The following is an 18,858-nucleotide window of genomic DNA, read 5'->3' as shown; positions in this document are numbered from 1 at the left end:
GGCCCACGGCCGGTGAGTGACCCAGCGCACGCGACAGGCTGCTGACAGCTCAAACTAGCGCCGTTAGTTTGGGCGCATGCAGCCACACGACGGTATGTACATCGACGGCGCGTGGCGGCCCGCCGCGTGCACCGGCATGATCGAGGTCGTCAACCCGGCCGACGAGACGGTGCTCGGCGCCGTCCCGTCCGGCGGCGCCCAGGACGTGGACGCCGCCGTACGGGCCGCCCGCGCCGCGCTCCCCGGCTGGGCCGCCGCGCCACCGGCGGCACGCGCCGCCCGCATCGCCGCACTGCGGGACGTGCTGGCCGCCCGGCGCGACGAGATCGCCCGCACCGTCACCGCCGAACTGGGCTCCCCGCTCGCCTTCTCCCATGCCGTGCACGCCGGCGTGCCTCTCGCGGTGGCCGCCGGCTATGCCGAACTCGCCGCTGAGTACGCCTTCGAGGAGACGACGGGGAACTCGCGCGTCCTGCACGAGCCCGTCGGAGTGGTCGGCGCCATCACCCCCTGGAACTACCCGCTGCACCAGATCGTGGCCAAGGTCGCACCCGCTCTCGCCGCCGGGTGCACGGTCGTACTCAAACCCGCCGAGGACACCCCGCTCATCGCCCAGCTCTTCGCGGAGGCCGTCCATGAGGCGGGCCTGCCCGCAGGCGTGTTCAACCTCGTCACCGGACTCGGCCCGGTGGCCGGACAGGCGCTGGCCGAGCACGAGGAGGTGGATCTTGTCTCCTTCACCGGCTCCACCGCGGTCGGCCGCCGGGTCGGCGCCCTCGCGGGCGGCGCGGTGAAGCGGGTGGCACTCGAGCTGGGCGGCAAGTCCGCGAACGTCATCCTGCCCGGCGCCGACCTGGTCAGGGCCGTCAAGGTCGGTGTCGCCAACGTCATGTCCAACTCCGGTCAGACATGCAGCGCCTGGACCCGGATGCTGGTCGACGCCGAACGCTACGAAGAGGCTGTGGCCCTGGCGGCGGAGGCCGCCGCCAAGTACCGCCCCGGCGATCCGCTGGACGACTCCGTACGGATGGGCCCGGTCGTCAGCGCCGCTCAACGCGAGCGGGTGACCGGCTACATCGCCCAGGGAGTGCGGGAGGGCGCGCGGCTCGTCGCGGGCGGTGCCGGCGCGCCCGAGGGGTGTGAGCGCGGCTGGTACGTACAGCCGACCGTCTTCGCCGACGTCACCCCGGAGATGATCCTCGCCCAGGAGGAGATCTTCGGCCCGGTCCTGACGATCCTGAAGTACCAGGACACCGAGGACGCCCTCCGCATCGCCAACGGCACCGTCTACGGCCTCGCGGGCGCCGTCTGGTCGCGGGACGAGGAGGAGGCTGTCGCCTTCGCCCGCCGACTCGATACCGGGCAGGTCGACATCAACGGAGGCCGCTTCAACCCCCGCGCCCCCTTCGGCGGTTACAAGCGCTCCGGCGTCGGCAGAGAGCTGGGCGCACACGGCCTGGCCGAGTACCTCCAGACCAAGTCGCTGCAGTTCTGAGTTGCCCTACCCGGGTTGGAATCAGGCCGAGGTAGGACAACAGCTTCCGAGGAGCCACGCATGATCCGCGCCGCCGTACTGCCCGCCGTCGGAGCTCCCCTGGAGCTGGCCGCCATCGAACTGCCTGAGCCGGGCCCCGGCCGGGTACGCGTCCGCCTCGCCGCCGCCGGGGTCTGCCACTCCGATCTCTCGCTCTCCAACGGGACTCTCCGGCAGCCCGTCCCCGCCGTGCTCGGCCACGAGGGCGCGGGCACGGTCGTCGCGGTGGGCGACGGGGTCACCTCGACCGCGCCGGGCGACCGGGTGGTGCTCAACTGGGCGCCCTCCTGCGGAAGCTGCCACTTCTGCGCCCGGCTCTCCGAGCCCTGGCTGTGCCAGCACGCGAACGCCGCGACGACGACGCCCCATGCCCGTACGGCCGACGGCACGGATCTCTACCCCGGGCTGAGCGTCGCCGCGTTCGCGGAGGAGACCGTCGTCCCCGCACATGCGGTGCTGCCGGTGCCCGACGGGGTGCCGCTGGCCGACGCCGCGCTGCTCGGCTGCGCCGCCCTCACCGGCTACGGCGCGGTGCACCACAGCGCCCGTGTCCGGGCGGGGGAGTCGGTGGCCGTCTTCGGAGTCGGCGGGGTGGGCCTGGCGACCCTGCAGTCCGCTCGCATCGCGGGGGCGGGACGCATCATCGCGGTGGACGTCACCACGGGCAAGGAGGAGTTGGCGCGTGCGGCCGGCGCCACCGACTACGTTCTCGCCTCCGGCACCACGGCCAAGGAGATCCGCGCTCTGACCGGCGGGCACGGGGCGGACGTCGCCATCGAGTGCGCCGGACGCGGCACGGCGATCCGTACCGCCTGGAGCTCCACCCGGCGCGGCGGCCGTACGACGGTGGTCGGCATCGGCGGCAAGGACGACCAGATCTCCTTCTCGGCGCTGGAGGTCTTCCACTTCGCCCGCACCCTCTCCGGCTGCGTCTACGGCAACTGCGATCCGGCCCGCGATCTGCCGGTGCTCGCCGAGCATGTGCGGCGGGGGCGGCTGGATCTGGGCGCGCTGGTCACCGACCGGATCGGGCTGGACGGCATCCCGGCGGCGTTCGCGGCGATGGCGGAGGGGCGGGGAGGGCGCGCGCTGGTGGTCTTCGAGTAGGCTCGTTGGCGCGGGATGTCCGTCCGGGCGGCGGTCAGTCCGGGCGGCGGTCACTTCGGCGGCGGAGGGACAGGCCGTCGATCAGGGCGCGCAGTCCCGTCTCGAACGCGCCCTCGTCCACCCGCTGCTGATGCTCGGCGAGCAGATGAGCCTGGTCCAGATGCGGATAGTCGGCGGCGTACACCGCCGCGTCGTCCACGAAGCCCCTGGCGAACGAGCCGAGCGCCGACCCGGCCACGAAGTAGCGCATGAGCGCGCCGATACGGGTGGCCTCGGCGCGTGACCAGCCCGCGCCGGTCATGCCGCCGAACACCGCGTCCGCCATCCGCAGCTGGCTCGGGCGGCGGCCCGGGCCCTGGGCAAGGAACGGCACGATGTTCGGGTGCTCGGTGAGCGCCGCGCGGTACGAACGCGCCCAGCTCAGGAGCGCCTCGTGCCACTCGGTGCCGTCCTCGAACATCTCCACGTCGACCTGTGCGCACACGGTGTCGGCGACGGCGTCCAGAATCTCGTGCTTGGTGCGGAAGTGGTTGTAGAGGGAGGGGCCGCTCACCCCGAGTTCGGCGGCGAGCCGCCGGGTGGACACCGCCTCCAGACCCTCCGCGTCCACGAGGGAGAGCGCGCAGCCGACGATCCGCTCGCGGCTGAGCAGGGGCTTGCGGGGTCGGGCCATGCGCACATCGTAGAGCGCGCCTGTTCGGCCGTATGAGTGTTCGATGACCGGGTGTTCGGTGGCAGAGCCTAAGCGTCTGCTCAGTGGGCGTTGTATGGTAATCGCCCCGTGAGGGAGGCACTGCCGGTGCCGCGCGGCGAGCGAGAGGGCGGAGACGGTGGGCGAGGCAGCGGAGGAGTTCGGCGGGGTCACCCCGGACGCCGCGCGGCGGCTGTTGCTGGGCGCCGTCGAGGCGTTCGCCGAGCGCGGCTTCCACGCCACCACCACCCGGGACATCGCGGGCCGCGCCGGCATGAGCCCGGCCGCGCTCTATATCCACTACCGGACGAAGGAAGAGCTGCTCTACCAGATCAGCCGCGTCGGGCACGAGCGGGCGGTGCGGATTCTCAGCGCCGCAGCCGAGGGCGGCGGCAGCGCGGCCGAACGGCTCAGCACCGCCGTACGTGCCTTCGTCCGCTGGCACGCCGAGCACCACACCACCGCACGGGTGGTGCAGTACGAGCTGACGGCACTCGGCACGGAGCACTACGCCGAGATCGTCGGGATGCGGCGGCGGACCGAGGAGATCCTGCGCGGGGTGCTGGCCGACGGCGTCGCGGACGGCGAGTTCACCGTCGAGGACCTGCGCGGCACCGCCCTGGCGGTGCTCTCGCTGTGTGTCGACGTCGCCCGCTGGTTCCGCACCGGCGGGCCGCGCACCCCGGAGGAGATCGGCACGCTCTACGCGGGCCTCGCGCTGCGCATGGTCGGCGCCGGACCTACCAGAAGTAGCGGCTGACCGTCTCCGCGACGCACACCGGCTTCTCGCCGCCCTCGCGTTCCACCGTCACCTGCGCCGTCACCTGCACTCCCTCTCCGGCCTCGTGGACGTCGGCGAGGCGTGCGTGCGCCCGCAGCCGGGAGCCGACGGGCACGGGTGCGGGAAAGCGCACCTTGTTCACCCCGTAGTTCACGCCCATCCGCAAACCCTCGACGTGGAATATCTGCGGCACGAGGGCGGGGAGCAGGGAGAGCGTCAGATAACCGTGCGCGATGGTCGAGCCGAAGGGACCACTGCGCGCGCGCTCGGGGTCCACATGGATCCACTGGTGGTCACCCGTCGCCTCGGCGAACAGATCGATGCGCCGCTGGTCGATCTCCAGCCAGTCGCTGGTGCCCAGCTCCTCGCCGACCGCTGCCCGCAATTCGTCAGCCGAGGTGAAAACCCGGGGCTCCGCCATCCGTACTACCTCCCACGCACGCACAACCGGCATTCGTTGCCGGCCACGCGCGCGTGGCCGACGCGCTGCGGGGGTGTGGGATGCACACGCCCTAAGCGCTCGCTCAGCATGCGGGGGTGCGCACGGCCTGTCAACGGCCGGTGGCGCGACGGTGTGAAGCGGGGGCGTGGAGGGGTTCGGCCGAGGGGTCAGGTCGGCGGAGTGGCTCGGAGAGCTCGGCCGAGGGGTCAGGTCGGCGAAGGAGGTCTGCCAGGGTCAGCCAGGTGTGGGGGCCATGCTGCGGTAGTCGGGCCGCGCGGCGTTCTCCATGGCGGCGATCAGGCGGCGCAGGACCACCGCGAGCCGGGTGTCCGGCGGGGCGGTCGGATCGTCACACGGCAACAGGGATCTTCCGCCCCAGACCAGACGGTGCCAGCCGTCGAGTGCGGTCGGCTGTCTGATGCCGTCGTGCTTCTCCCGTCTGCGCCGGGCGGCGACCTCCGATTCGTAGGCCAGCCACACAGAGCGGGCCTCTTCCAGCTCCTCCAGGGCAGCAACCAGCAGTGCCGGATCCGGCTCGCGCTCCTCCGGGGAGAAGCCCGCGCTGGTGCACAGGTGGTGCCAGGTAGCGCGATGTCCGTACGGAGCGAAGCGCTCCAGACACTTGCGCAACGCCTGGCGCCGCTGCGAGGGCGTCCTGCTCCCATCGCGAACCTGCTCGGCGAGCGCTCTGAAACCGGCCAATCTTCCCACCTCCGACAGAGAGGAGCCGATTCGTCGAAGGTGTGACGCACCCGCGACGGGATCGGATCCCTCTCGGGGAGTCCGCTTCTTGCAGAGGGCGAGTTGCCCCAACCTGAATAACGGAACATGTGGGTCACCCGTTCCCGGTCGAAGCCACGAAGACTCTTTCCCCATGACATACCGACCGGTTAGTCTGCCGCGGGGCCGACAGTGAAGGGCGGGCGTACGTGGAGATCCTGAGCGGAGCACGGGTTGTCGTCACGGGGGCGGGGGCGGGCATCGGAGCCGCGCTGGCCCGCCGGTTCGCCGCCGAGGGAGCCCGGGTCGTCGTCAACGACCTGGACGCGGAACGGGCCGAGGCCGTCGCCGCCGAGATCGGCGGCACCGCCGTCCCGGGCGACGCCTCCGGCGTCGTGGGCTCGGCGCGCGCGGCACTGGGCGGCGGCATCGACATCTTCTGCGCCAACGCGGGAGTCGCGCCCGAAGGAGGTCCGGAGGCGCCCGAGGAAGTGTGGGACGCCGCCTGGGACGTCAACGTCAAGGCTCACGTACGGGCGGCACACGAACTGCTGCCCGAATGGCTGGAGCGCGGCAGCGGGCGCTTCATCGCCACCGTGTCCGCCGCCGGACTGCTGACGATGGTCGGTTCGGCGCCGTACAGCGTCACCAAGCACGCCGCGCTGTCCTTCGCCGAGTGGCTCTCTCTCACCTACCGCCACCGGGGAATCGACGTCCACGCCATCTGTCCGCAGGGCGTCAACACCGACATGCTGCGCGGCACCGGGACCACCGGCGAACTCGTGCTCGCACCCACGGCCATCGAGCCGGAAGAGGTCGCCGACGCGCTGCTCGACGCCATCGCCGGGAGCCGTTTCCTCGTGCTGCCGCACCCGGAGACCGCGCGCTACTACGCGGCACGTGCCGCCGACCCCGACCGCTGGCTGTCCGGCATGAACCAGATCCAGCAGAAGGTGGAGCACGCGGCAGGTCAGCGGCTCCGGCAGGAGGCAGCACATTGACCGGGTCGACGGACCAGCCGGTACCGCGACGGCTGCTGGCCGCCGCCACCCGGCTCTTCGCGGAGCGCGGGTACGAGCGCACCTCCGTGCAGGAGATAGTGGAGGCGGCAGGGGTCACCAAGGGCGCGCTGTACCACTACTTCGGGTCGAAGGACGATCTGCTCCACGAGATCTACGGCCGGCTGCTGCGCCTTCAGCAGCAGCGGCTCGACGCCTTCGCCGGCGCGGACGCCCCCGTCGAGCGCCGACTGCGGGACGCGGCGGCCGACGTGGTCGTGACCACCATCGACAACCTCGACGACGCCGTGATCTTCTTCCGGACAATGCACCAGCTCAGCCCGGAGAAGCACAAGCAGGTGCGCACGGAGCGGCGCCGCTACCACGAGCGGTTCCGCGCGCTGATCGAAGAGGGGCAGAGCAGTGGGGCGTTCAGCACCGAGACACCCGCCGACCTGGTGGTGGACTACCACTTCGGATCCGTCCACCACCTCAGCAGCTGGTACCGCCCGGACGGTCCGCTGACACCGCAGCAGGTCGCCGACCACCTGGCCGGGCTGCTGCTGCGCGCACTGCGGCCCTAGGCCACCAGGCCACCAGGCCACGACACACCGGAAATCCACAGGGCGGAGGCCCGCGATGAAGGCATGGCGCGTCCATACGAACGGTGAACCACGTGACGTGATGCGGCTGGAGGAGACTCCCGAGCCGGAGCCGGGTCCCGGCGAACTGCTGGTCCGGGTTCTCGCGGCGAACATCAACTTCCCCGATGCGCTGCTCTGCCGGGGCGAATACCAGACCCGGCCGCCGCTGCCCTTCACCCCGGGGGTGGAGGTGTGCGGAGAGGTGCTGGCCGCAGGCCCCGGCTCCGGCGCCGAGTCCGGCTCCGGCACGCAGGCGCGGCCGGTTGCGGCGGTGGGCACCCGGGTGATCGCCCAGCCGGTGCTGCCCGCGGGCGGGTTCGCCGAACGCGCGCTCGTCGACGCCGATACGGCCCGCCCCGCCCCGGCCTCGCTGGACGACGCGCAGGCCGCCGCGCTCCATATCGGCTACCAGACCGGCTGGTTCGGACTGCACCGGCGGGCCCGGTTGCAGCCGGGCGAGACGCTCCTGGTGCACGCCGCCGCCGGGGGAGTGGGCAGCGCGGCCGTCCAGCTGGGCAAGGCGGCGGGCGCCCGCGTCATCGGGGTCGTCGGTGGCGCGGCCAAGGCGGAGACCGCCCGGGAGCTGGGCTGCGACCTGGTCGTCGACCGGCGTACGGACGATCTGGTGGCCGTGGTGAAGGAGGCCACCGAGGGGCGGGGCGCTGACGTCGTCTACGACCCGGTCGGCGGCGACGCGTACGCCAAGTCGGTGAAGTGCGTGGCCTTCGAGGGCCGGATCGTGGTGGTCGGCTTCGCCAGCGGCGCCGTCCCCACCCCCGGACTCAACCACGCGCTGGTGAAGAACTACACGATCCTCGGCCTGCACTGGGGTCTCTACAACCGCCGGGAACCGGCCGCGGTGGACGCCTGCCACGAGGAGCTGGCCAAACTGGCCGCGCAGGGTGCGATCAGCCCGCTGATCAGCGAGCGGGTGCCGCTGGCGAGCGCGGCGGAAGCGGTGCAACGAGTGTTCGACGGTGTGACCACCGGCCGGGTGGTCGTCCAGCCCTGACACCGGCTCAGCCTGATCCGGGTCCGGCGCGCTGCCGGGCGCGGCTCTGCTTCCCGCAGCCGCGCCCGGAAGTCCCGCCTCAGGCGTACTTCTTCAACTCCCGCCGCGCCAGCGACCGCTGGTGCACCTCGTCCGGCCCGTCCGCGAGCTGGAGCGTGCGCGCCGCCGCCCACAGCTCCGCCAGCGGGAAGTCCTGGCTGACCCCGCCCGCCCCGTGCAGCTGCACCGCCCGGTCCAGGATGCCCACCACCGCACGCGGCGTCGCGATCTTGATGGCCTGGATCTCGGTGTGCGCCCCGCGGTTGCCGACCGTGTCCATCAGCCAGGCGGTCTTGAGCACCAGCAGCCGCAGCTGCTCGATCTGCACCCGCGCGTCCGCGATCCACTCCTGTACGACGCCCTGAGCCGCCAGCGGCTTCCCGAAGGCCGCACGGCCGGCCGCCCGTCGGCACATCAGCTCGACCGCCCGCTCCGCCATCCCGATCAGCCGCATGCAGTGGTGGATGCGGCCGGGCCCCAGCCGAGCCTGGGCGATGGCGAACCCGCCGCCCTCCTCACCGATCAGATTCTCGACCGGTACCCGCACCTCGTCGAGGACGATCTCGGCGTGGCCGCCGTGGTAGTGGTCCTCGTAGCCGTAGACGTGCATCGCCCGGCGCACTTCGAGGCCGGGCGTGCCGCGCGGGACAAGGACCATCGACTGCTGGCGGCGGACGTCTCCGGCCTCCGGGTCCGTCTTGCCCATCACGATGAAGACGCGGCAGTCCGGGTTCATCGCCCCGGAGATGTACCACTTCCGGCCGGTGATGACGTACGCGTCGCCTTCGCGCTGGATACGGGTCTCGATGTTGGTGGCGTCGGAGGAGGCGACCTCCGGCTCGGTCATCGCGAACGCGGACCGGATCTCACCTCGCAGCAGCGGCTCCAGCCACCGCTCGCGCTGCTCGGGGCTGCCGAACTCCGCCAGCAGCTCCATGTTCCCGGTGTCCGGCGCCGCGCAGTTCAGCGCCGTCGGCGCCAGCTGCGGGCTGTGGCCGGTGATCTCGGCCAGCGGCGCGTACTGCACGTTGCTCAGCCCGGCCCCGTAGGCGCGGTCGGGGAGGAAGAGGTTCCACAGCCCCTCCTTGCGCGCCCGCGCCTGCAGTTCCGCGACCGCGGGCGGCGTACGCCAGGGGTCGTCCTGCGCCGCGCGCTGCTCGGCCACGAGGGCCTCGGCGGGGCGGACGTGCTCCGCCATGAAGGCGAGCAGCCGCTCGCGCAGCTCCTGTGTGCGTGCGTCGAATGCGAAGTCCATGCTGCTCAGCCCTTCCGCAGGGTGGTGAGTCCGCTGTCGGTGAAGACGGGGACGAGTGCGCCGATCCGGTCGAAGCCGGGGCCGACCGTCCGGCCGAGCGTGAAGCGGTGGTGGATGCCCTCGCAGATCACCGCCAGCTTGAAGTAGGCGAACGCGGTGTACCAGCCGATCCGCGACACGTCGCGGCCCGACCCGGCCGCGTAACGCTCGATCAGTTCACCCGGCTCAGGATGACCCGGCGCGTCGCGCGTCGTGGCCACCGGGGAGCCCGGCATCTCCCGCTGCTCGCTGTACATCGTCAGCAGGCCCAGGTCGGTGAGCGGATCGCCGAGCGTGGACATCTCCCAGTCGAGTACCGCGGTGATCCCGTCGTCCTGACCCACCAGCACGTTGTCCAGCCGGAAGTCGCCGTGCACGACGGTCGGGGCGGGCGAGGAGGGCAGGTCGGCGCCGAGCGCCGCGTGCAGCTCGTCGATCCCGGGCAGTTCACGGCCGCGGGAGGCGTCCAGTTGCTTGCCCCAGCGCCGCAGCTGCCGCTCCAGAAAGCCCTCGGGGCGGCCGAACCCGGCGAGCCCGACGGCCTCCGGGTCCACGGCGTGCAGGTCGACAAGGGTGTCCGGGAGGGAGAGCACCAGTGCGCGGGTGCGCTCCGGTCCCAGCACCGCCAGCTCGCGGGCCTTGCGGTAGGCGGTGCCCGGGGCCTCCTCCATCAGATAGAACGGCGCCCCGAGCACCGAGTCGTCCTCGCACAGCAGTACGGTGCCGGGCACCGGTACGGCGGTCCCGTGCAGGGCGCTGATAACCCGGTACTCGCGCGCCATGTCGTGCGCGGTCGCCAGCACATGCCCCAGCGGCGGACGCCGCAGCACCCAGCGCGCGCCGTTGCCGCTTCCGCCGCTCTCGTACACCCGGTAGGTCAGGTTCGACCGCCCGCCCTCGATCACCTCGGCCCGCAACGGCCCGGCCGCCAGGTCCGGGCGCTCCCGGCCGAGGTATGCCGCGAGCCGTGCCAGGTCGAGTCCGGGCGGATTGTCCATGCTCATCGCGTGCGGCTCCTCTTCCGGGGGTGGACAGCCGGTCCGCACCGATCATGCCGACTGGTCGGTATGGAGTCCAGAGGCCGTACGTCACCGCAGCAGTACAACGCCGAGCGCCGTCAGTGCCAGCGTCCACAGTGCCGCCGACCGCAGCCGTCCACCGGCCGCCCCGACCACCGGCAGTTCGGTCAGTTCACGGACCCGCCGGTGCGCCACCACCAGGAAGGCAATCCAGACAAGCACCACCGCCCCGGCGGCGACGGCCCCGATGGCCACCGATCCCTCGAATGCGCTGCGCACCGCCAGCCCGGCCGCCACCGTGAAGGTGAGCGTGGTACGCCGCCAGGCGAGCCGCGTGCGCTCCCGCTGCGCACCCCGGTCGGGCCCGCCGCTGCCGGGGCCCGGCGGCGTCACGAGCCCGCCCGCCGTCACGCTCCCGCCTGCCCCAGCAGTACGGCCGCCACCACCAGCAACGCCGCCATCGCCGTCGCCACGCCCAGCAGCGCCGGGAAGCGCGAGACGGGCAGATCCTCGCCCCGGCGCATCGCCCGCTCGCACCTCATCCAGTGATGGACCGCCCGTACGGCGCACACCGCGCCGCCCGCCAGCAGCGCCACCGCGATCGCCGTACGCACACCCCACCGCATGCCGGTGAGGAACTGGTCCACCGCCATCCCGCCCGCGACCAGCGCGAGCGCGGTACGGATCCACGCCAGGAAGGTGCGCTCGTTCGCGAGGGAGAAGCGGTAGTCGGGCGTACGGCCCTCTTCCCGCAGCCGCTGCGGGGCGAACCACAGCCGCAGCGTGGCCGTCAGCCGGTTGATCATGGCCCGAGGGTAGCGGCCCCGCCTCTGCGGGCGCCGGTCCGCCGGTCACCCGGCGTCGTGCTCCCGGTGCCAGGCGTCCAGCCGGCGGTGGCACTCCAGCCCGTCCGGTACCACGTCCCAGCCGGGCAGCCGCCTTGCCAGCTCCTCGTCCGTGAGGAAGGCGTGCCACTGCACCTCCTCGGGCTGAGGCGCCACGGGCAGCGGGCAGACCACCTCGTACACGTTCAGAAACCAGCTGTGCTCCGGCGTTTCGTAGAGGAAGTGGCAGCGCCACTGCGGCGTCGGCAGACCGCTCACACCCAGCTCCTCCTCCGCCTCCCGCAGGGCCGCCTCGTCGTAGCTCTCGCCCGCGCCGACGACGCCGCCCACCACGACGTCGTACATCGAGGGGAAGATGAGCTTCACCGGGGTGCGCTGGTGTACGAAGATCCGCCCCTCTGGGTCCCGCACCCGTACGGAGACCGACCGGTGGCGCAGCCTGCGCGCCGTCGCCTCTCCGCGCGGCGCCTGCCCGACCACCCGGTCGTGTTCGTCGACGATGTCCAGCACTTCATCCGCCGACCTGCCGCTGATCTCCTGATCCGTCATGCCGCCATTCAACAGCCGGTACAGGGGTGTCACCGCCGCAGGGCGGGGGTTACTCTCCAGTCACCAACGGCGGCCGTGAACGGAAGAGCAGGTGGGCAGCATGGCGCACGACGCGTACGACGCAGAGGTGATCGTGATCGGCGCCGGGCTCGCCGGGCTCGCTGCCACCGCCGAACTCGTCGACGCCGGACGCAAGGTGATCCTCCTCGACCAGGAGCCCGAGCAGTCACTCGGCGGCCAGGCGCACTGGTCCTTCGGCGGCCTCTTCCTCGTCGACTCCCCGGAGCAGCGCAGGCTGCGTATCCGCGACAGCCGCGCACTGGCCTGGCAGGACTGGCTCGGCACGGCCGGGTTCGACCGCCCCGAGGATCACTGGCCGCGCCGCTGGGCCGAGGCGTACGTCGACTTCGCGGCGGGCGAGAAGCGCTCCTGGCTCCGGCAGCAAGGGCTGCGGCTCTTCCCGGTGGTGGGCTGGGCCGAGCGCGGCGGCTACGAGGCGACGGGGCACGGCAACTCGGTGCCGCGCTTCCACATCACCTGGGGGACCGGACCCGGACTGGTCGAACCCTTCGAGGCGCGGGTGCGGGCGGGCGTCGCACGCGGACTTGTCGACCTGCGCTTCCGGCACCGGGTGACCGGCCTCAGCCGCAGCGCGGGTGCCGTCGACACCGTCAGCGGCGAGATCCTGGCCCCGAGCGGGGCGGAGCGCGGCACGGCCAGTGGCCGGGAGGCCACCGGGGACTTCACGCTGCGGGCCCAGGCTGTGATCGTCACTTCCGGCGGCATCGGCGGCAATCACGACCTGGTGCGGGCCAACTGGCCGGAGCGGCTGGGCACCCCGCCAAGGCACCTGCTCTCCGGAGTCCCCGCGCACGTCGACGGCGAACTGCTCGGCGTCACGGAGGCGGCCGGGGCCAGCATGATCAACCGCGACCGCATGTGGCACTACACCGAGGGCATCGCCAACTGGAACCCGATCTGGGCCCAGCACGGAATCCGCATCCTCCCCGGCCCCTCCTCCCTCTGGCTCGACGCGACGGGCAAGCGGCTCCCCGTCCCGCTCTTCCCCGGCTTCGACACCCTGGGCACGCTCGAACACATCATGCGGACCGGCCACGAACACACCTGGTTCGTCCTGAGCCAGAAGATCATCGAGAAGGAGTTCACCCTCTCCGGCTCCGAACAGAACCCCGACCTGACCGGCCGGTCCGTACGCCAGGTGCTGGGCCGTGCCCGCTCCGGGGCGCCCGGTCCGGTGCGGGCGTTCATGGACCACGGCGCCGACTTCGTGATCGAACGCGACCTGTCCGCGCTGGTTCGCCGGATGAACGAACTCACCGGCGACCCGCTGATCGAGGAAGCGGAGCTGCGGCGCGAGATCACCGCCCGCGACCGCGAGATCGACAACCGCTTCACCAAGGACCTCCAGGTCACCGCGATGCGGGGAGCCCGCAACTACCTTGGCGACAAGCTGATCCGGGTCGCGACGCCGCACCGCCTGCTGGACCCGAAGGCGGGTCCGCTGATCGCGGTGCGGCTCAGCATCCTCACGCGTAAGACACTGGGCGGTCTGGAGACCGACCTCTCAGGCCGGGTACTCGCACAAGGAGGCGAGCCGCTGCCGGGGGTGTACGCGGCGGGCGAGGCGGCCGGGTTCGGCGGTGGCGGGATGCACGGCTATCGCTCGTTGGAGGGGACTTTCCTGGGCGGCTGCCTCTTCTCCGGACGGACGGCGGGCCGCGCGGCGGCGAAGGCGGTCGGCTGACCGCTCGGACGAGAGGCCCTGGTGACAGCGCGTCAGCCGAAGGTCAGCACCGGTTTCACCGCGTCCCCGTTCGCGGAGTCCCGGAACGCGTCGTCGATCTTCGCGAACGGGTACGGCGTGATGAGCCGGTCGAAGGGGAACCGGCCCCGGCTCCACAGCTCGATGAGCCGGGGGACGAAGACCTGCGGGACCGCGTCCCCCTCGATGATCATGCGCAGCGTCCAGCCCTTCGTCAGCGAGAGACCCGTCTCGAAGCTGGTCTCCGTCCCCGGCGCGGCGGCTCCGACGAGGCCGACCGTGCCCCGGATGTCGAGGGAGTCGGCAGCCTGACGCAGCACCGCGGGCAGCCCGGTCGTCTCCAGCGCGTACGCCACGCCCCGGCCGCCGGTGATCTCCCGGATCTGCTCCACGGGATCCCCGGCGTTCGGGTCGACGGTGTGCGTGGCACCCAGCGCGCGGGCGAACTCCAGCCGCGAGCCGAGCACATCCACCGCGATCAGCGTGGCGCAGCCCGCGACCTGCGCCGCCAGCAGCGCGGACGCGCCCACCGCTCCGGTGCCGAAGACCGCGATCGAGGAACCGGCGGGCGGGCGGAAGGTGTGGAAGACGGCCCCGGCCCCGGTCAGTACGCCGCAGCCGAGCGGGCCCAGCAGCTCGAGCGGCAGCCCGGGGTCGACCTTGACGACGCTGCGTTCCGCGACGTTCGCGTGGGTCGCGAAGGAGGACTGGCCGAAGAAGCGGGAGGAGAGGGGCTCGCGGCCGTCATGCAGGGTGCTGCTCCCGTCGGGGCGGCGACCGGAGAAGTTCAGTGCGAGGAGGGAGCGGCAGTAGCCCGGTGCGCCCGAACGGCAGTGGTCGCACTGCCCGCAGGAGTCGAAGGAGAGCACCACCTGGTCGCCGGGCCGCACCGAGCGGACGTCCCGACCGGTCTCCTCGACCACCCCCGCCCCCTCGTGGCCCAGCACCGCCGGGAGCGGGGTGGGATACGCCTGGTCGCGGACGAGGGCGTCGGTGTGGCAGACGCCGGTGGCGACGAGCCGGACGCGCAGCTCGTCCGGTGCGAGCGCGGAGAGCTCCAGCTCGCGCATCTCGAACGGGGCCTGCGGCGCGGTCGAGACAGCGGCGGTCACCTTCATGGGGGTCCTCCTGGAGGCAGGGCGGGCTCGGGGCGGCTACGGGGCGGGCTCGGCGGCGTACCGGCGCCCACAGTCTCCGGCATGCCGCCGTCCCTGTCCGGGCTTCTCCCGCAATTCCCCGGGCGTCTCGCGGCGCCCTGAGCTGCACAAATGGAATACGAGATTCCGCGCGGGGTGCGACTGCACGCGGGCTAGTTGCTCAGTTCGCGCAAGTTCATCCTGCTGGATGCTTGTTTTGCGCATCTCTTCGGGTGCAGGATGGCGTCCGCCCGACCTTCCAAGGCGGTGCGTGTGTCCCACGACAGGGAGGATCAGCGTGGATCTCCAACTCTTGGCGGCCCTTGTGCTGGGCATTGCCACGATGATCGTGGTGGTGCTCCGAACGCGCCTCGACGCGTTCGTCGCACTGCTCATCGCCGCGCTCGTCACGGGCTTCGTGGCAGGCACCCCGGCACCGGAGGTGCTCGACTCGATCACCACCGGGTTCGGCAGCACACTCGGCTCCATCGGCATCGTCATCGGCCTCGGCGTGGCCGTCGGCAAGATCCTCGAGGTGTCCGGAGCGGCCGACGCCCTCGCCCGTGCAGTCGTGCGAGCACTGGGCAAGGGCCGCGAGCCATGGGCGATGGCGGGCACCGGGGCCATGGTCTCCATCCCGGTCTTCTGCGACTCCGGGTACGTCATCATGAACCCGCTGGCCCGCTCCATCGCGCGCCGCAAGAAGGCCGGATACGTCACGCTCGCCCTCGCCCTCGGCTGCGGCATGACCCTGACCCACCACCTGGTGCCGCCGACCCCGGGCCCGCTCGGCGTCGCCGGCATCCTCGGCGCGGATCTGGGCGCCCTGGTCCTGTGGGGCCTCGCCTTCAGCGTGTGCCTGATGCCGGTCGTGGTGCTGTACGCCCGCTGGGTCGGCCCGCGGCTGGAGAGCGAGCTGACCCCGGAGGTCCGTGAGGCGGTCTACGGCGGTGCGGCACTCTCCGCAGAGGCAAAGCAGGCCGGAAGCACCGTCCTGACCAAGGGGCCCGGCTCGGGCCCTGGTTCAGCTGGTCCTGCCGGTTCACCCGGCTCCGGCGCGGACGGCGCCGACCTGGACGGCAGCGAACCGGACTCCCTCGGCGAGCCCGACCCGGCCGCCGCCCTGGGCACACCGCCGGAGGGCGCGAAGCCGCACCGGGTGCCGGTCCGCCTCGCCATACTTCCGCTGCTCGTACCGCTCCTGCTGATCGTCGCCAACACGGTCACCACTGCCATCGACCAGAACTCCCAGGACGCGCTGGACGGAAAGGACTACGACCCGTCCCGGACCGCCGAAATACTCGCCTTCATCGGCAGCCCGGTGGTGGCCCTCATCATCGGCGTCATCCTCGCCGTCTACGTGCTGCTGCCCCGCTGGACGACGCGCAGCCAGGTCGGTGGCTGGCTCTCCGAGGCGGCGGCCTCGGCCGGACTGGTCATCCTGATCACCGGTGCCGGTGGCGCGCTCGGGCAGGTGCTGCGCGACTCCGGCGTCGGCGACGAGCTGGCGGAGGCCATCTCCTCCTGGAGCCTGCCGGGCGTGCTGGTTCCCTTCCTGATCGCCTCCCTGGTCCGTGTCGCCCAGGGCTCCGGCACCGTCGCGATGATCACCGCCGCCTCGGTGACGGCACCGCTGGTGAGCGGCCTGGGAATATCGCCGCTGCTGGCCGCCCTCGGCTGCTGTGCCGGCTCGATGGTGCTCAGCTACTTCAACGACTCGTATTTCTGGGTCGTGACCCGCTTCACCGGGCTGGAGGGCACGGCGGCGCTGCGCGGATGGTCCGGCATCACCAGCGCGGTATGGCTCGGCTCGCTGCCGCTGCTGCTGATAGCGAGTGTGTTCGTATGAGTGGAACGCAGAGCGGCTCACGCGCCCCTGTCCTCGTCATCGCCGATGACCTGACCGGTGCGAACGCCGCCGCCGCCGGATTCGCCCGCGCAGGGCTGCGCGCGGTCACCGTCGGCGCCGACCGGTCCACGGACCTGGTGGCCGAGTTCGCCGAGCGCTTCGACGTGGTCGTCGTCAGCACCGACAGCCGCCACTGCTCTCCGGAACAAGCCGCCGCGCAGATCCGCGCCGTCGTCCACGCGGGCTGGCCCGCCGCACTCGTCTGCGACCGCGTCGACTCCACCCTTCGAGGGAACGTCGGCGCCTCGGCCGCCGCAGCCCTGGAGGCCGTACGGAAGGAGTCGGGCCGCCGCAGCGTCGCGCTGTGCGCACCGGCGCACCCGGCGGCGGGGCGGCACACCGTGCAGGGCACCCAACTGCTGGCGGGCACCCGGCTGGAGGAGACCGAGCTCGCCCGCGACCCGCGCGCACCCGTGCGCACCTCGGACATCGCAGCGCTGGTCCGGGCGCAGGCGGATCTGCGGGTCGCCCACCTGCCGCTGTCCGCCGTCACCGGCGACCCGGCCGAACTGCGCGAACTGATCAGAAGCCACCTGCGGGACGGCGCCGAGATGATCATCGCGGACGCTCTCACCGAGGAGCATCTGGACCGGGCCGCCGCGGCGGCGGTCGACGCGGGCCGGGACGCGGACGGCGACGATGTTGTCTGGATCGGTGTCGACCCGGGCCCCGCCTCGGTGGCGCTGGCCCGCGCACTGGGTCTCACCGACCGCTCCGAGGGCGCCCCGGTGCTCGCCGTCTCCGGCTCCACGACCCGGCTCACCCGCAGCCAGTTGGAGAGACTCCGTGCCGAACACCCGGTCACCGTCGTACGCCCCGCGACCGCGGGAGACGGCGCCGTACCGGACGTCGCGGCGACGGCCGAGGCCCTTGCCGCGGCGCTCGCGCAGGCGGGGCCCGCGGAGATCGTCCTGCTGGCCACCGTCCTCGACGGCGCCGACGTCACCCCGCACAGCGCACTGCAGAGCGAGCGGCTGACGGCGGCCCTGGCCCAGGCGGTGCGCCGCGCCATGGAACGATGGCCGGTCGACGGCCTGTACGCCACCGGAGGGGACGTCTCGGCCGCCCTCTTCGCCGAACTGGAAGCCGACGGGCTGGACGTGACGGACGAGATCGTCCCGCTCGCGGTCGCCGGGGCCTTCGTCGGCGGCCCCTGGGCCGGTCTGCCGGTGGTCACCAAGGGAGGGCTCGTCGGAGACGCCGCCACGACGGTCGTCTGCGTTGAGCAACTGCGGCGGGCTGCCTCGGCGGCCCGCCGTCAGGTCCGATCCGCTCACACCCACACCCCTGCCAGGAGGAAACCCTCATGACCCGTCCCGTTCTCGCCCTCACCCTCGGCGACCCCGTGGGAATCGGCCCGGAGATCACCGCCCGCACCCTCGCGGAGGTAGCCGGTCAGGGCACACACCACGGCGTCGCGGTCGGCGACGCCGAGGCGCTGCGCCGTGGCGTACGGGCCGCGGGCGTCGACGCCGAGGTGCGCGAAGTGAGCGGCTTCGACGCGGAACCCGCGGGCGAAGGCGTGATCGACATCCTCGACACCGGTGTGCTGGGCACCGACGTGCCCGAGTGGGGCACCGTCGACGCCCGCGCAGGCCGGGCCGCCGTGGCCGCCATCGAGGTCGCCACCCGCGCCGCGATGGACGGCCAGGTGTCCGGCATCGTGACGGGCCCGATCAACAAGGAGGCCATCTGGAAGGCCGGTTCACAGCATCTCGGCCACACCGAGATGCTCGGCGAACTCACCGGGGTCACCCGCCAGGACACCATGTTCGTCGTACGCAACACGGCGGCGGCGGGGCACCATCTGCGCATCTTCTTCACCACCCGCCATGTCTCGCTGCGCAGGGCTCTGGACCAGATCACCCAGGAGAGCGTGGGCCGCTCCATCCGCGAGGCGCTCACGGCGCTGCGCGTCTTCGGCACCGAGGCACCCCGGCTCGCCGTCGCAGCCGTCAACCCGCACGGCGGCGAGAACGGCGCCTTCGGTGACGAGGAGATCGTGCACATCACCCCCGCGTGCGAACAGGCGCGCGCGGACGGGCTGGACGTCACCGGGCCGGTGCCCGCCGACTCCGTCTTCCACCAGGGGCTCACCGGCCGGTACGACGGGGTGCTCTCGCATTACCACGACCAGGGCCATATCCCGGCGAAGACCTACGACTTCGACGGCACCATCTCGGTGACGGTAGGACTCCCGATCCTGCGTACCTCGGTGGACCACGGCACGGCCTTCGACATCGCGGGCACCGGCCGCGCCCATCACGGCACCATGCTCTCGGCGTATCTCGCGGGCGTCGACTACAGCCCGTACGCTCCGAAGATCCGTGAGACATACGGTTCCTGACCAGACGG

At 72.3% G+C, this 18,858-nt stretch carries 19 protein-coding genes; 10 read left to right on the top strand and 9 right to left on the bottom strand.

Annotated features, from left to right (window positions below; translation table 11 throughout):
* The first annotated feature begins 76 nt into the window (after positions 1-76).
* Together LHJ74_RS02940 and LHJ74_RS02935 are read left to right on the top strand one after the other, a co-directional pair.
* Positions 77-1,495, top strand: coding sequence for an aldehyde dehydrogenase family protein (locus tag LHJ74_RS02940; RefSeq protein WP_260215830.1), 1,419 nt, complete (start codon positions 77-79; stop codon positions 1,493-1,495).
* Positions 1,496-1,555: 60 nt separating this feature from the next.
* Positions 1,556-2,641 carry a zinc-binding dehydrogenase gene (locus LHJ74_RS02935; RefSeq protein ID WP_260215829.1) on the top strand — a complete coding sequence of 362 codons (1,086 nt, stop codon included), beginning with the start codon at positions 1,556-1,558 and terminating at the stop codon, positions 2,639-2,641.
* A gap of 34 nt (positions 2,642-2,675) precedes the next feature.
* On the opposite strand, the gene LHJ74_RS02930 is transcribed toward LHJ74_RS02935, so the two are convergent.
* Positions 2,676-3,314 carry a TetR/AcrR family transcriptional regulator gene (locus LHJ74_RS02930; RefSeq protein ID WP_260215828.1) on the bottom strand — a complete coding sequence of 213 codons (639 nt, stop codon included), beginning with the start codon at positions 3,312-3,314 and terminating at the stop codon, positions 2,676-2,678.
* A 157-nt stretch (positions 3,315-3,471) separates the two neighbouring features.
* On the opposite strand from LHJ74_RS02930, the gene LHJ74_RS02925 reads away from it, so the two are divergent.
* Positions 3,472-4,092, top strand: a complete 621-nt coding sequence (locus LHJ74_RS02925) for a TetR/AcrR family transcriptional regulator (RefSeq protein WP_260215827.1) — start codon at positions 3,472-3,474, stop codon at positions 4,090-4,092.
* On the opposite strand, the gene LHJ74_RS02920 is transcribed toward LHJ74_RS02925, so the two are convergent.
* Together LHJ74_RS02920 and LHJ74_RS02915 are read right to left on the bottom strand one after the other, a co-directional pair.
* Positions 4,073-4,534, bottom strand: a complete 462-nt coding sequence (locus LHJ74_RS02920; protein WP_260215825.1) for a MaoC family dehydratase — start codon at positions 4,532-4,534, stop codon at positions 4,073-4,075. The genes LHJ74_RS02925 and LHJ74_RS02920 overlap by 20 nt on opposite strands.
* Positions 4,535-4,789: 255 nt before the next feature.
* Positions 4,790-5,257, bottom strand: a complete 468-nt coding sequence (locus LHJ74_RS02915; protein WP_375546643.1) for a hypothetical protein — start codon at positions 5,255-5,257, stop codon at positions 4,790-4,792.
* Between the two features lie 236 nt (positions 5,258-5,493).
* Between LHJ74_RS02915 and LHJ74_RS02910 the strand changes: the two genes are divergently transcribed.
* From LHJ74_RS02910 to LHJ74_RS02900, 3 genes are read left to right on the top strand one after another with little or no spacing between them, the layout of a single operon-like run.
* A complete protein-coding gene (locus LHJ74_RS02910; protein ID WP_375546651.1) occupies positions 5,494-6,276 on the top strand; it encodes an SDR family oxidoreductase in 783 nt (260 codons plus the stop codon).
* Entirely contained in the window at positions 6,273-6,857 is a 585-nt protein-coding gene (locus tag LHJ74_RS02905; RefSeq protein WP_260215820.1) for a TetR/AcrR family transcriptional regulator, read from the top strand. Before LHJ74_RS02910 ends, LHJ74_RS02905 begins: the two co-directional genes overlap by 4 nt.
* A gap of 55 nt (positions 6,858-6,912) precedes the next feature.
* Entirely contained in the window at positions 6,913-7,929 is a 1,017-nt protein-coding gene (locus tag LHJ74_RS02900; RefSeq protein ID WP_260215819.1) for an NADPH:quinone oxidoreductase family protein, read from the top strand.
* Positions 7,930-8,008: 79 nt separating this feature from the next.
* On the opposite strand, the gene LHJ74_RS02895 is transcribed toward LHJ74_RS02900, so the two are convergent.
* The 5 genes from LHJ74_RS02895 to LHJ74_RS02875 all read right to left on the bottom strand — a co-directional run bounded on the left by LHJ74_RS02895 (position 8,009) and on the right by LHJ74_RS02875 (position 11,675).
* Positions 8,009-9,223, bottom strand: coding sequence for an acyl-CoA dehydrogenase family protein (locus LHJ74_RS02895; protein ID WP_260215818.1), 1,215 nt, complete (start codon positions 9,221-9,223; stop codon positions 8,009-8,011).
* 5 nt (positions 9,224-9,228) lie between these two features.
* Positions 9,229-10,266 (bottom strand): phosphotransferase family protein, encoded by a 1,038-nt coding sequence (locus LHJ74_RS02890; RefSeq protein WP_260215817.1) that lies wholly within the window; start codon positions 10,264-10,266, stop codon positions 9,229-9,231.
* Between the two features lie 84 nt (positions 10,267-10,350).
* Complete coding sequence (locus LHJ74_RS02885) at positions 10,351-10,692, bottom strand: DUF202 domain-containing protein (RefSeq protein ID WP_260215815.1); 342 nt, start codon at positions 10,690-10,692, stop codon at positions 10,351-10,353.
* Positions 10,689-11,087 (bottom strand): YidH family protein, encoded by a 399-nt coding sequence (locus LHJ74_RS02880; protein WP_260215814.1) that lies wholly within the window; start codon positions 11,085-11,087, stop codon positions 10,689-10,691. Before LHJ74_RS02880 ends, LHJ74_RS02885 begins: the two co-directional genes overlap by 4 nt.
* A 45-nt stretch (positions 11,088-11,132) precedes the next feature.
* A complete protein-coding gene (locus LHJ74_RS02875) occupies positions 11,133-11,675 on the bottom strand; it encodes an NUDIX domain-containing protein (protein ID WP_260215813.1) in 543 nt (180 codons plus the stop codon).
* A 100-nt stretch (positions 11,676-11,775) separates the two neighbouring features.
* On the opposite strand from LHJ74_RS02875, the gene LHJ74_RS02870 reads away from it, so the two are divergent.
* Complete coding sequence (locus LHJ74_RS02870) at positions 11,776-13,440, top strand: FAD-binding dehydrogenase (RefSeq protein ID WP_260215812.1); 1,665 nt, start codon at positions 11,776-11,778, stop codon at positions 13,438-13,440.
* A gap of 32 nt (positions 13,441-13,472) precedes the next feature.
* Here LHJ74_RS02870 and LHJ74_RS02865 read toward each other — a convergent pair whose 3' ends face one another.
* Positions 13,473-14,576: an NAD(P)-dependent alcohol dehydrogenase gene (locus LHJ74_RS02865; RefSeq protein WP_260215811.1), complete on the bottom strand. Its 1,104-nt coding sequence runs from the start codon at positions 14,574-14,576 to the stop codon at positions 13,473-13,475.
* 316 nt (positions 14,577-14,892) lie between these two features.
* Between LHJ74_RS02865 and LHJ74_RS02860 the strand changes: the two genes are divergently transcribed.
* From LHJ74_RS02860 to pdxA, 3 genes are read left to right on the top strand one after another with little or no spacing between them, the layout of a single operon-like run.
* The gene (locus tag LHJ74_RS02860) at positions 14,893-16,443 is read left to right on the top strand and encodes a GntP family permease (protein WP_260215810.1); all 1,551 of its coding nucleotides are present in this window, start codon (positions 14,893-14,895) and stop codon (positions 16,441-16,443) included.
* The gene (locus tag LHJ74_RS02855; RefSeq protein WP_260215808.1) at positions 16,440-17,813 is read left to right on the top strand and encodes a four-carbon acid sugar kinase family protein; all 1,374 of its coding nucleotides are present in this window, start codon (positions 16,440-16,442) and stop codon (positions 17,811-17,813) included. Before LHJ74_RS02860 ends, LHJ74_RS02855 begins: the two co-directional genes overlap by 4 nt.
* The gene (pdxA, locus tag LHJ74_RS02850; RefSeq protein WP_260215806.1) at positions 17,810-18,850 is read left to right on the top strand and encodes a 4-hydroxythreonine-4-phosphate dehydrogenase PdxA; all 1,041 of its coding nucleotides are present in this window, start codon (positions 17,810-17,812) and stop codon (positions 18,848-18,850) included. Before LHJ74_RS02855 ends, pdxA begins: the two co-directional genes overlap by 4 nt.
* Positions 18,851-18,858 lie beyond the last annotated feature (8 nt).

It is taken from the genome of Streptomyces gossypii, from assembly GCF_025165795.1.
Taxonomy (GTDB): Bacteria; Actinomycetota; Actinomycetes; order Streptomycetales; family Streptomycetaceae; genus Streptomyces; species Streptomyces gossypii.
The sequence above is the reverse complement of the archived record's forward strand: the minus strand, read 5'-3'. Positions and strand labels throughout refer to the sequence as shown.

Excerpts from the sequence above, each read along its gene's own strand:
- LHJ74_RS02940 (WP_260215830.1), top strand. The coding sequence starts at position 77 with ATGCAGCCACACGACGGTATGTACATCGACGGCGCGTGGCGGCCCGCC.
- LHJ74_RS02880 (WP_260215814.1), bottom strand. The coding sequence starts at position 11,087 with ATGATCAACCGGCTGACGGCCACGCTGCGGCTGTGGTTCGCCCCGCAG.
- LHJ74_RS02895 (WP_260215818.1), bottom strand. The coding sequence starts at position 9,223 with ATGGACTTCGCATTCGACGCACGCACACAGGAGCTGCGCGAGCGGCTG.
- LHJ74_RS02890 (WP_260215817.1), bottom strand. The coding sequence starts at position 10,266 with ATGAGCATGGACAATCCGCCCGGACTCGACCTGGCACGGCTCGCGGCA.
- LHJ74_RS02855 (WP_260215808.1), top strand. The coding sequence starts at position 16,440 with ATGAGTGGAACGCAGAGCGGCTCACGCGCCCCTGTCCTCGTCATCGCC.
- LHJ74_RS02920 (WP_260215825.1), bottom strand. The coding sequence starts at position 4,534 with ATGGCGGAGCCCCGGGTTTTCACCTCGGCTGACGAATTGCGGGCAGCG.
- LHJ74_RS02930 (WP_260215828.1), bottom strand. The coding sequence starts at position 3,314 with ATGGCCCGACCCCGCAAGCCCCTGCTCAGCCGCGAGCGGATCGTCGGC.
- LHJ74_RS02935 (WP_260215829.1), top strand. The coding sequence starts at position 1,556 with ATGATCCGCGCCGCCGTACTGCCCGCCGTCGGAGCTCCCCTGGAGCTG.
- LHJ74_RS02865 (WP_260215811.1), bottom strand. The coding sequence starts at position 14,576 with ATGAAGGTGACCGCCGCTGTCTCGACCGCGCCGCAGGCCCCGTTCGAG.
- LHJ74_RS02875 (WP_260215813.1), bottom strand. The coding sequence starts at position 11,675 with ATGACGGATCAGGAGATCAGCGGCAGGTCGGCGGATGAAGTGCTGGAC.
- pdxA (WP_260215806.1), top strand. The coding sequence starts at position 17,810 with ATGACCCGTCCCGTTCTCGCCCTCACCCTCGGCGACCCCGTGGGAATC.
- LHJ74_RS02870 (WP_260215812.1), top strand. The coding sequence starts at position 11,776 with ATGGCGCACGACGCGTACGACGCAGAGGTGATCGTGATCGGCGCCGGG.
- LHJ74_RS02900 (WP_260215819.1), top strand. The coding sequence starts at position 6,913 with ATGAAGGCATGGCGCGTCCATACGAACGGTGAACCACGTGACGTGATG.